This window comes from Pseudomonas sp. LBUM1670 (assembly GCF_059695695.1).
Genome location: NZ_CP166783.1, coordinates 133,333 through 145,000, shown reverse-complemented (window position 1 = coordinate 145,000; position 11,668 = coordinate 133,333). Strand labels below are relative to the sequence as shown.

The following is an 11,668-nucleotide window of genomic DNA, read 5'->3' as shown; positions in this document are numbered from 1 at the left end:
TACCATACTCTAGCTTGTCAGTTTTGAATGCAGTTCCCAGGTTGAGCCCGGGGCTTTCACATCCAACTTAACAAACCACCTACGCGCGCTTTACGCCCAGTAATTCCGATTAACGCTTGCACCCTCTGTATTACCGCGGCTGCTGGCACAGAGTTAGCCGGTGCTTATTCTGTCGGTAACGTCAAAACAGCAAAGTATTAATTTACTGCCCTTCCTCCCAACTTAAAGTGCTTTACAATCCGAAGACCTTCTTCACACACGCGGCATGGCTGGATCAGGCTTTCGCCCATTGTCCAATATTCCCCACTGCTGCCTCCCGTAGGAGTCTGGACCGTGTCTCAGTTCCAGTGTGACTGATCATCCTCTCAGACCAGTTACGGATCGTCGCCTTGGTGAGCCATTACCTCACCAACTAGCTAATCCGACCTAGGCTCATCTGATAGCGCAAGGCCCGAAGGTCCCCTGCTTTCTCCCGTAGGACGTATGCGGTATTAGCGTCCGTTTCCGAGCGTTATCCCCCACTACCAGGCAGATTCCTAGGCATTACTCACCCGTCCGCCGCTCTCAAGAGAAGCAAGCTTCTCTCTACCGCTCGACTTGCATGTGTTAGGCCTGCCGCCAGCGTTCAATCTGAGCCATGATCAAACTCTTCAGTTCAAACATCTTTGGGTTTTTAAGAAACCCTAAACTTGGCTCAGCAATCGTTGGTTACATCTTTGATTTCTCGCGGAGTAACTTGTGATGCTGATAATCTTGTTGACTATCAGTCTGACTCCACAAGCACCCACACGAATTGCTTGATTCAGTTGTTAAAGAGCGGTTGGTTAAGATCTTTCGTCTCAACCGAGGCGCGCATTCTACAGCGTCCTCTGTATCTGTCAAGCGGTTATTTTGCGAAGTTTTCAAAGTTTCCTTTGCAACTTCAACCACTTGCGCTTCCGATCTCTCGTTAGCGGGAGGCGAATTCTACAGCGTTACTCGCTGCTGTCAACACCTCTTTTTCTCCGCTTTCGACCGAGACGATCGAACCGTCAATAAGGCGAAAACATACTGCCTTACCAACTCCTTCTGGGCTTCGATGATCTGAAGCAACTCACTGCCGAAAACTGCGTAACTCTTTGTTTACCAAGGAGTTTTCCGTTTCGACTGCGCCGGAAGTGGGGCGAATTATAGACTTCCAGAATCTTCCGTCAACCCTTAATTACACTTTTCTATCAATAACTTGCAAAAGCCCGGAAAACAGCCCGTTTCTCTCTATATAGAAGAGCGAAAACACGCCCTCTATATAGAGGGAATTCTCAAAGCACCCCGGCCTCCTTAAAAGCCGCCACCGCACACGCATCCAGACCCAACACCCGCTGCAGCACCTCCAGCGTATGCTCACCCAGCAAAGGAGGCGCATTGCGATACTCCACAGGAGTCTCGGACAGACGAATCGGACTCGCCACCTGCGGCACCATTCCGGCCAGAACATGAGGCAGCTCGATTGCCAGCCCGCGCGCCTTCACCTGAGGATCGGCAAACACCTGAGCCAGATCATTGATCGGCCCACACGGCACGCCCGCCTGCTCCAGTTGCGTCACCCACTCCGTAGTGGTCTTGAACACCGTAGCCTGACGGATCAACGGAATCAGCACCGCCCGGTTCGCCACCCGCAACTTGTTGGTCGCAAAGCGCGGATCATCCGCCCACTGCGGCTGCCCGGCCACTTCCGCAAATTTGCGGAACTGCCCATCATTACCCACGGTAAGGATGAAATCGCCATCTGCTGTAGGAAAGTCCTGATAAGGCACGATGTTCGGATGCGCATTACCCAGACGCTTCGGCGCATTGCCCGTCGTCAGGTAGTTCATCGCCTGGTTGGCCAGGCAAGCCACCTGAACATCCAGCAACGCCATATCGATATGTTGACCGCCACCGTCATGATCCCGATGCGCAAGTGCCGCCAGGATCGCCACAGTAGAATAGAGCCCGGTCAAAATATCCGTCAGCGCCACGCCGACTTTCACCGGCCCCGCGCCCTCATCTCCTTCCGGCCGACCTGTAAGGCTCATCAGGCCGCCCAGGCCCTGGATCATGAAGTCATAACCTGCGCGCTTGGCGTACGGACCGGTCTGGCCAAAGCCCGTGATCGAGCAGTAGATCAGATTCGGGTTGGCGGCCTTGAGCGACTCATAGTCCAGCCCATAAGCCGCCAGACCGCCGACCTTGAAGTTCTCGATCAGGATGTCCGACTTGGCCGCCAACTCACGCACCAGCTTCTGCCCCTCCGGGCGCGTGAAGTCGATGGTCACTGATTGCTTGTTGCGATTGGCCGACAAGTAATAGGCGGCCTCGCTGGTGTTCTCGCCATAGGCGTCCTTCAGGAAAGGAGGCCCCCAGGCGCGCGTGTCATCGCCATTGCCCGGACGCTCGACCTTGATCACCTCGGCGCCAAGGTCCGCCAGTATTTGCCCGGACCAGGGCCCGGCCAGCACCCGCGATAAATCCAGTACCCGTAGATGCGAAAGCGCGCCCATGGCCGTTCTCCTATTAATAGAACGCCTGGATGCCGGTTTGCGCACGACCAAGGATCAATGCGTGGACGTCATGCGTACCTTCATAGGTATTCACCACTTCCAGGTTAACCAGGTGACGAGCCACGCCGTATTCATCGGAGATACCGTTACCGCCCAGCATGTCACGCGCCATACGAGCAATGTCCAGGGACTTGCCGCAGGAGTTGCGTTTCATCATCGAAGTGATCTCGACCGCCGCAGTGCCTTCATCTTTCATGCGACCCAGACGCAGGCAACCTTGCAGCGCCATGGTGATTTCGGTCTGCATGTCGGCCAGTTTCTTCTGGATCAGTTGAGTAGCGGCCAACGGGCGACCGAACTGCTGACGATCCAGGGTGTATTGGCGAGCGGTGTGCCAGCAAAACTCCGCAGCACCCAAAGCGCCCCAGGAAATGCCGTAACGCGCAGAGTTGAGGCAAGTAAAAGGGCCTTTCAAACCACGGACGTCAGGGAAGATGTTCTCTTCAGGGACAAACACGTTGTCCATGACGATCTCACCGGTGATGGACGCACGCAGGCCGACCTTGCCGTGGATCGCCGGAGCGCTCAGGCCTTTCCAGCCTTTCTCCAGAACGAAGCCACGGATATCGCCCGCATCGTCCTTGCCCCAGACCACGAACACGTCGGCGATCGGGCTGTTGGTGATCCACATCTTGCTGCCGGTCAGGCTGTAGCCGCCTTCCACTTTGCGTGCACGAGTAATCATCGCACCCGGGTCGGAGCCGTGGTCAGGCTCGGTCAGACCGAAGCAACCGATCCATTCGCCCGATGCAAGTTTTGGCAGGTACTTCTGCTTTTGGGCTTCAGTGCCAAATTCATTGATCGGCACCATCACCAAAGAGGACTGCACGCTCATCATCGAGCGATAACCCGAGTCGACGCGCTCGACTTCACGGGCGATCAAGCCGTAGCTGACGTAGCTCAGGCCGCTGCCGCCGTACTGCTCAGGAATGGTTGCGCCCAGCAGGCCGACTTCGCCCATCTCGCGGAAGATTGCCGGATCGGTTTTCTCATGACGGAATGCTTCAAGAACACGCGGCGCGAGCTTTTGCTGAGCGAATTGCTCGGCGGTGTCGCGGATCATGCGTTCTTCTTCGGTGAGCTGTTGATCCAGCAGCAGGGGATCAATCCAGTTGAAGCTAGCTTTACCGCCCATGAGTGTGTCCTCTCGAATCGGGTCAAATAACGTGGACTGATCCTAGGCCCGGTTCGGCGTCACGGCAAACGAGGATTTTGCATACTGTTGTGCTAATTTCTCACTCCGTAACGTCGCGAAACAGCTTTTATGCGATGTATTAGTGAGGTTGATGTACATGCGTAGAAAAATTCCCAGTACAACGGCTCTGATCAGCTTTGAGGCGGCTGCACGCCACGAGAGCTTTACCAAGGCAGCCCAGGAACTTTCCCTCACCCAGGGAGCGATTTGCCGACAGATCGCCAGCCTTGAGGAGTTCCTGAGCGTGGAACTGTTCCGACGCTCACGACGCGGAGTGAAGCTGACCGAAGCCGGACTTTCCTACAGCCGCAGGGTCGCCACCCAACTCGATGCCGTTGAGCGCGACACCCTGTCAGTGATGGGCCAGCAGGGCACCAACGTGATTGAACTGGCGGTTGTGCCGACCTTCGGCACCCAATGGCTGCTGCCACGACTCAAGGATTTCCAGCAAAAACATCCGGAGGTGACGGTCAATCTCACCAACCGCACCCGCCCGTTCCTGTTTGCCGACACCGACTTCGATGCGGCGATCTATTTTGGCGATGCGGACTGGTCAGGCACTGAATCCCACAGACTGATGGGCGAGAATCCGATGCCGGTGTGCAGCCCCAACCTACTGGGCAAAAAGACAAACCTCACACCCGCTGAAATTGCCGAACTGCCCCTGCTGCAACAGACCACCCGCCCCTACGCCTGGCGCCAATGGTTCAACTCGCAAAACCTTAATATCCCGCGCGACATGACAGGGCCGCGCTACGAGCTATTCTCCATGCTTGCCCAAGCGGCGATGCATGACATGGGGATCGCCTTGATCCCGCCATTTCTGATTCAACGCGAACTGGCGGAGAAGCGACTGGTGATTGCTAATGCTCAAGCGCTGTCCAGCATCAAGGCGTATTACCTGATGATTCCCGAGCGAAAGGTCGAATCCGCGTCTTTGAAGGCATTTCGCGACTGGCTGGTGAATCAGGCGCAAAGCTACAACCTAGAGGGATAAAGGCTTGACGCGCTTTATTGACCCCGTAGTCAGCAATCTAAAAGCCCTACAGATATAAGTATTTGTCGCATATCGCAGACTGTACCGAAAAGCGGTACAAACGTCCCACAAGCGCCTGAAGACGTGGCCTTGAGCCGCTATTCAGCAGCAATACCACCTCATTCACCGTGCCGATGTGTAAATTCTTGAATTTTGGCCAAAATCCTTACAAGGCACGGCCTGCAAGGGATTGAACCGTTCAGTGCGACATTCGGTCACGGGGTGACTTGTAGTTAATTTTCCGTCACATGTCATAAACCCTTGAAGGGCACAAAGTTCGCCTGCAAAATGCCGCGCCCCGCTCTGATTTGGCGGGATCGTGCTGATCGGCCGCCCCAGCCGCACCATCCGAAGTGCCTGGGTTTACTCAATAAGATCACGCAGGAGATTTTGTCGTGCACATTGGTGTTCCTCTCGAAACCCAGACGGGTGAAACACGGGTTGCTGCAACCCCGGAAACCATCAAGAAGCTGATCGGCCAGGGCCATAAGGTCACTGTGCAAAGCGGCGCCGGCATTAATGCCAGCGTTGTCGACAGTGCTTATGAAGCGGCGGGCGCAACCATTGGCAGCGCCAACGATGCGTTTGGTGCCGAGCTGATTCTCAAGGTGGTCGCCCCCAGCGACAGCGAACTCACTCTGATAAAGAGCGGCACCGTAGTGGTGGGCATGCTCAACCCGTTCAGCAATGAAATCATCGCCAAGCTGGCCGAGTGCGGGATTACCGCGTTTGCGCTGGAAGCCGCGCCGCGCACCTCCCGCGCTCAGAGCCTGGATGTGCTGTCTTCGCAAGCCAACATCGCCGGCTATAAAGCCGTGTTGCTGGCCGCTCACCACTATCCACGCTTCATGCCGATGCTGATGACCGCTGCGGGCACCGTGAAAGCGGCGCGCGTGCTGATTCTTGGCGCCGGTGTTGCCGGTTTGCAGGCAATCGCTACGGCGAAACGTCTGGGTGCGGTGATCGAAGCGTCTGACGTGCGTCCTGCGGTTAAAGAGCAGATCGAATCCCTCGGCGCCAAGTTCGTCGACGTGCCTTACGAGACCGATGAAGAGCGTGAATGCGCCGTCGGCGTTGGCGGTTACGCACGCCCGATGCCTGCGAGCTGGATGCAGCGCCAGGCCCTGGCCGTGCACGAACGCGCCAAACAGGCTGACATCGTCATCACCACCGCACTGATTCCGGGCCGCAAGGCACCGACACTGTTGAGCGCGGAAACCGTGGCGCAAATGAAGCCAGGTTCCGTGGTCATCGACCTCGCAGCGGCTCAGGGCGGCAACTGCCCGCTGACCGTGGCGGATCAGGTGGTGGTCGAAAATGGTGTAACCATTTGCGGCCCGACCAACCTGGCCGGTGCAGTGGCGGCAGACGCTTCGGCCCTGTACGCGCGCAACCTGCTGGACTTCCTGAAGCTGGTCTTCAACAAAGAAGGCCAATTCGAAGTGAACCTCGAAGACGACATCGTCGCCGCGTGCCTGATGTGCCGCGACGGCCAAGTCATCCGCAAAAACGCCTAAGCAGGGATTCAGACGATGGAAGAGCTTATCTCCCCCGGTATCTACAACCTGATCATCTTCGTGCTGGCGATTTATGTCGGTTATCACGTGGTCTGGAACGTTACACCTGCACTGCACACGCCGTTGATGGCCGTGACCAACGCCATCTCGGCGATCGTAATCGTCGGCGCCATGCTGGCGGCGGCTTTGACCGTCACACCTCTGGGCAAGACCATGGGCACCCTGGCCGTAGCGCTGGCGGCAGTGAACGTCTTCGGTGGCTTCCTGGTCACCCGCAGGATGCTTGAGATGTTCAAGAAAAAAGCCCCGAAAGCGGTAAAAGAAGAGGCGTCCAAGTAATGAGCATGAACCTTGTAACGACGCTCTACTTGATCGCGTCCATCTGCTTCATCCAGGCCCTGAAAGGCCTTTCGCACCCGACCACGTCGCGGCGCGGCAATCTGTACGGCATGCTCGGCATGGCGCTGGCGATCCTCACTACCGTGGGCCTCATCTATAAGCTGGGCGCTGAGCTCGCAACGGCCGGCATCGGTTACGTCATTGTCGGCCTGCTGGTCGGCGGCACCGCCGGTTCGATCATGGCCAAGCGCGTAGAAATGACCAAGATGCCGGAACTGGTCGCCTTCATGCACAGCATGATCGGGATGGCCGCGGTATTCATCGCCATTGCAGCGGTGGTCGAGCCGCAATCGCTGGGCATCGTCAAACAACTAGGGGATTCGATCCCGCCGGGCAACCGTCTGGAGCTGTTCCTTGGTGCTGCCATTGGCGCAATCACCTTCTCCGGTTCGGTGATCGCGTTTGGCAAGCTCTCGGGCAAGTACAAGTTCCGTCTGTTTCAAGGCGCACCCGTACAGTTTGGCGGCCAACACAAGCTGAACCTGCTGCTGGGTCTGGCGACACTGGCGCTGGGCGTCACCTTCATGCTGACCGGCAACCTCAGCGCTTTCGCGTTGATGCTGGCCCTGGCCTTCGTGATGGGCGTGCTGATCATCATCCCGATCGGCGGCGCGGACATGCCGGTGGTGGTATCGATGCTCAACAGCTATTCCGGCTGGGCAGCGGCGGGTATCGGCTTCTCGCTGAACAACTCGATGCTGATCATCGCGGGCTCGCTGGTGGGTTCGTCCGGTGCGATCCTCTCGTACATCATGTGCAAGGCGATGAACCGTTCGTTCTTCAACGTCCTGCTTGGCGGTTTCGGCAATACGGCCGATGCCGGTCCTGCCGGCGCCAAGGAAGCCCGCCCGGTGAAATCCGGTTCGGCTGACGACGCGACTTTCCTGCTGACCAACGCCGACACCGTAATCATCGTTCCGGGCTACGGCCTGGCGGTAGCACGGGCGCAGCACGCGCTGAAAGAGCTGACCGAGAAGCTGACCCATCGCGGCGTGACCGTGAAGTACGCGATCCATCCGGTCGCCGGTCGGATGCCTGGCCACATGAACGTCTTGCTGGCCGAGGCCGAAGTGCCTTACGACCAGGTGTTCGAGATGGAGGACATCAACTCCGAGTTCGGTCAGGCCGACGTGGTGCTGGTGCTCGGCGCGAACGACGTGGTCAACCCGGCCGCGAAGAACGACCCGAAATCGCCGATTGCCGGCATGCCGATTCTCGAAGCGTTCAAAGCCAAGACCATCATCGTCAACAAGCGTTCGATGGCCAGCGGTTATGCCGGCCTGGACAACGAACTGTTCTACCTCGATAAAACCATGATGGTCTTCGGCGACGCCAAGAAGGTCATCGAAGACATGGTCAAAGCCGTCGAGTAAAACCTGCTCCAGCGCAATACCCAAAACCTCAGCCTTTAGTAGGCTGGGGTTTTTTTATTCCCCGAGAAACCCGACCAAAGGCTCTAAATCAGGGCTCGGCATTCGACCATGGTAGCGGGACGGATTTTTTTCAAGCCACTAGACTGCACACCTTGCTTCCGTTGCCCGAGATGACATTCCATGTACCGTGATCGTATTCGCTTGCCTTCGTTGTTGGATAAGGTGATGAGCGCCGCTGACGCTGCCGCTCTGATCGAGGACGGCATGACCGTCGGCATGAGTGGTTTCACTCGCGCTGGCGAAGCCAAAGCCGTGCCTCACGCACTGGCCGAGCGCGCCAAAGTCACCCCGCTGAAAATCACGTTAATGACCGGCGCGAGCCTGGGCAACGACCTCGACAAACAGCTCACCGAAGCCGGCGTTCTTTCGCGACGCATGCCGTTCCAGGTCGATAGCACTTTGCGCAAGGCGATCAACGCTGGCGAAGTGATGTTCATCGACCAGCACCTCTCGGAAACCGTGGAGCAACTGCGTAACCAGCAGCTGAAACTGCCGGACATCGCAGTGATCGAGGCCGTGGCAATTACCGAGCAAGGCCACATCGTGCCGACCACTTCCGTGGGCAACTCGGCCAGCTTCGCGATTTTCGCCAAACACGTGATCGTCGAGATTAACCTGGCGCACAACCCGAACCTCGAGGGTTTGCATGACATCTATATCCCGACGTATCGCCCGACCCGTACGCCGATTCCGCTGGTGAAAGTCGATGATCGCATTGGCAGCACTGCCATTCCTATCCCGCCGGAAAAGATCGTCGCGATCGTGATCACCAACCAGTCCGACTCGCCTTCGACCGTGTTGCCGCCGGACGTAGAAACTCAGGCCATTGCCGACCACCTGATCCACTTCTTCAAGCAGGAAGTGGCGGCCGGGCGCATGACCAACAAGCTCGGCCCACTGCAGGCCGGCATTGGCACCATTGCCAACTCCGTGATGTGCGGCCTGATCGACTCGCCGTTCGAAGACCTGACCATGTACTCCGAAGTGTTGCAGGACTCGACCTTCGACCTGATCGACGCCGGTAAACTGAGCTTTGCGTCGGGCAGTTCGATCACCTTGTCGAGCCGTCGCAACGCCGATGTGTTCGGCGACCTGGAGCGCTACAAGGACAAGCTGGTCCTGCGACCGCAGGAAATTTCCAACCACCCGGAAGTGGTGCGCCGGCTCGGCATCATTGGCATCAACACCGCGCTGGAATTCGACCTGTACGGCAACGTCAACTCCACCCACGTCTGCGGTACGCGGATGATGAACGGTATCGGCGGTTCGGGCGACTTCGCGCGCAACGCGCACCTGGCCATCTTCGTGACCAAGTCGATCGCCAAGGGCGGCGCGATTTCCAGCGTGGTGCCGATGGTCAGCCACGTCGATCATACGGAACATGATGTCGACATTCTCGTGACCGAGGTGGGTCTGGCGGACTTGCGTGGTTTGGCCCCTCGGGAACGGGCTCGCGTCATCATCGAGAACTGCGTGCACCCTGACTATTGCCAAGCCCTGGATGACTACTTCACCGCCGCCTGCGCACTCGGCGGGCACACGCCGCATATCCTGCGTGACGCACTGAGCTGGCACATGAACCTGGAAGAAACCGGGCGAATGCTGCCGGTGTAATTGGTACAGATAGCAGCTGACGCAAACACAGTTTCGTCAGCTCGCTGTTGCCAGACAGAAATGTGTTTAAAACTGTACTGCTGTACTGGTCATTTCCTAGCGTAATTACCTACCTTTCCGACCATAATCCCAATAAATGCATCATATCGGTGCAGACAAGTACAGTTGCCTCAATTTAGACCAGTACACCACCCTTTAACAGTTAACTGGTCCCTCACAATACAGGTGAACTGTATCTAGAGAGACTGGCCAAACGAGAGGATCATTGGCATCAGTTAAACCACTACCTAATCCCGCCACAAGCGGAAGGATGTCAACCATGGAACGTACACTCAGTTCCGACCTGTTCTTCGAAGATACCGCTGCAAAAACCCAGGCTTCCATGCCTCTTCGCGTTATTGCCAACCTGATGCTGTGGCAGCGCCGCATCTCCAGCCGCCATCAACTGGCTCGTCTGGATTCGCGTCTGCTGGCTGACGCCGGGATTAGCGAAGCACAACGCTACGAAGAGCTGAGCAAGCCGTTCTGGCGCTAAGTTAGCGTCGCTGGCTCTGACCTGCAGGGTCAACCGCCAGCACTCGAATTGAACAAACAAAACCCGTCGTGGGAAACCACGACGGGTTTTGTCGTTTTAGGGTGGTGAAATTCGCTAAACAATAGCCACAACCGGCAACAGGTACAGTCAATAAATAATCCAAACTGAACCAGTACAATTTCAATGGAGTGTGTCTGTCACAGGGTGTCGGGCGGGATCATCATGAAATCCCGATCTGCCAGCAAAAGGACTGCACCATGAATCGCCTACTGGATCTTGCCGCTACGACCCCGCAATTCAAGTCTCGGTTTACCTGGCTTCGAAGATTGCTCAGAGGCCTCGCCGACAGCCTCGAAAGGGCCAGAACCCGGCGTTTACTGGCGCAACTCGACGGTAGGCAGCTTTCGGACCTGGGCATCAGTCATGCCGATCGTGTCAGGGAACTGGATAAACCTTTCTGGCGCTGACCTCCACTTGAACGGACGGGACTGTGCGAACCAAGAACTACAGGCCTAATATCAAGTCAGAACGTGGCGATGACTGCGCGACTGGCGTCTGACTCAACAGATACCGCGCCACCTCTCAATCGGCTCACCCAAAGGAGTTACACCATGTCCCGTCTTCGTCTGCTCAGCGCTGCAGCCCTGCTTGCCGTGGCTGCCAATTCCCACGCCACCAGCTTCATCGTGACCACCGATGCCGTCGTCGGTGCACTCAAGGCAACGTCCGACGCGACTTCCGATGTCACGTCGTCCTTTCGCGATGACAAAATCGTCCGCGCCGCCCGTGACGACGCCGCCAGCTTCGTCGCCAGCGAAGGCGCCATTCGTGGCGTGAAACTCGAAAGCGCGCTCGACCACATTCGTCATCAGGTGCCAGGGTTGAACGCAACGGACGCTCAACTGGCTCAAGCTATTCTGACGATCTAAAACGTCATCTCCTTCTGGGACACGCCAAACGTGTCCCAATGTTTCGCGCTGGCTCTAGACCGGGCGTTGCGCTAGCCTTGGGACTCGCCTTCAACTGTCGAGTCCCATGCGTTTTCCTGCACATTTATTAATTACACCGGTTTTCATGGCGGCCTGCTGGGCTGGCTCGGCCCATGCCTTTGACCTGACGACACAGGGTCTCGTGGCCACTGGCTACGCCACAAGCATGGTGACCTCCGCCCCCTTCGACCGTAAGCTGCTGCTGGCCGCCCGGGATGACGCCGCGTCATTCATTGCCAGCGACGGACAATTGCGCGGAGCACAGCTGGAATCCGCGCTGGTTTACCTGCGTCGGGCCCAACCAAAACTTCATGCAAGCGATCTTGAACTGGCGCAGGCTATTCTCGTCCAATAGTTATCCTCGTTCGTCC

The 11,668-nt window shown here is 57.2% G+C and carries 11 protein-coding genes and 1 rRNA gene (1 of these 12 cut by a window edge); 9 read left to right on the top strand and 3 right to left on the bottom strand.

What is annotated here, in order from left to right; genetic code table 11:
- The 3 genes from ACA073_RS00705 to ACA073_RS00695 all read right to left on the bottom strand — a co-directional run.
- Positions 1-657, bottom strand: a 16S ribosomal RNA gene (locus ACA073_RS00705) (it extends 880 nt beyond the left edge of the window).
- 641 nt (positions 658-1,298) lie between these two features.
- The gene (locus ACA073_RS00700) at positions 1,299-2,519 is read right to left on the bottom strand and encodes a CaiB/BaiF CoA transferase family protein (RefSeq protein ID WP_497400868.1); all 1,221 of its coding nucleotides are present in this window, start codon (positions 2,517-2,519) and stop codon (positions 1,299-1,301) included.
- Between the two features lie 13 nt (positions 2,520-2,532).
- Complete coding sequence (locus tag ACA073_RS00695; protein WP_497400866.1) at positions 2,533-3,714, bottom strand: acyl-CoA dehydrogenase; 1,182 nt, start codon at positions 3,712-3,714, stop codon at positions 2,533-2,535.
- Positions 3,715-3,871: 157 nt separating this feature from the next.
- Between ACA073_RS00695 and ACA073_RS00690 the strand changes: the two genes are divergently transcribed.
- The 9 genes from ACA073_RS00690 to ACA073_RS00650 all read left to right on the top strand — a co-directional run bounded on the left by ACA073_RS00690 (position 3,872) and on the right by ACA073_RS00650 (position 11,652).
- Complete coding sequence (locus tag ACA073_RS00690) at positions 3,872-4,771, top strand: LysR family transcriptional regulator (RefSeq protein WP_497400865.1); 900 nt, start codon at positions 3,872-3,874, stop codon at positions 4,769-4,771.
- A gap of 434 nt (positions 4,772-5,205) precedes the next feature.
- Positions 5,206-6,327 carry a Re/Si-specific NAD(P)(+) transhydrogenase subunit alpha gene (locus ACA073_RS00685; protein ID WP_497400863.1) on the top strand — a complete coding sequence of 374 codons (1,122 nt, stop codon included), beginning with the start codon at positions 5,206-5,208 and terminating at the stop codon, positions 6,325-6,327.
- Between the two features lie 15 nt (positions 6,328-6,342).
- Positions 6,343-6,666 (top strand): NAD(P) transhydrogenase subunit alpha part 2, encoded by a 324-nt coding sequence (locus tag ACA073_RS00680; RefSeq protein ID WP_017335806.1) that lies wholly within the window; start codon positions 6,343-6,345, stop codon positions 6,664-6,666.
- Positions 6,666-8,099 carry an NAD(P)(+) transhydrogenase (Re/Si-specific) subunit beta gene (locus tag ACA073_RS00675; RefSeq protein ID WP_497400861.1) on the top strand — a complete coding sequence of 478 codons (1,434 nt, stop codon included), beginning with the start codon at positions 6,666-6,668 and terminating at the stop codon, positions 8,097-8,099. The genes ACA073_RS00680 and ACA073_RS00675 overlap by 1 nt, the downstream gene beginning before the upstream one ends.
- A 180-nt stretch (positions 8,100-8,279) precedes the next feature.
- Positions 8,280-9,773 carry a succinyl-CoA:acetate CoA-transferase ScpC gene (gene scpC, locus ACA073_RS00670; RefSeq protein ID WP_497400859.1) on the top strand — a complete coding sequence of 498 codons (1,494 nt, stop codon included), beginning with the start codon at positions 8,280-8,282 and terminating at the stop codon, positions 9,771-9,773.
- A 319-nt stretch (positions 9,774-10,092) separates the two neighbouring features.
- Positions 10,093-10,308 (top strand): DUF1127 domain-containing protein, encoded by a 216-nt coding sequence (locus ACA073_RS00665; protein ID WP_007947887.1) that lies wholly within the window; start codon positions 10,093-10,095, stop codon positions 10,306-10,308.
- 257 nt (positions 10,309-10,565) lie between these two features.
- On the top strand, positions 10,566-10,775 hold the full coding sequence (locus ACA073_RS00660) for a DUF1127 domain-containing protein (RefSeq protein ID WP_497400857.1): 210 nt from the start codon (positions 10,566-10,568) through the stop codon (positions 10,773-10,775).
- Positions 10,776-10,919: 144 nt separating this feature from the next.
- Complete coding sequence (locus ACA073_RS00655) at positions 10,920-11,237, top strand: DUF2388 domain-containing protein (protein WP_214380073.1); 318 nt, start codon at positions 10,920-10,922, stop codon at positions 11,235-11,237.
- Between the two features lie 106 nt (positions 11,238-11,343).
- A complete protein-coding gene (locus tag ACA073_RS00650) occupies positions 11,344-11,652 on the top strand; it encodes a DUF2388 domain-containing protein (RefSeq protein ID WP_497400855.1) in 309 nt (102 codons plus the stop codon).
- Positions 11,653-11,668: the final 16 nt, after the last annotated feature.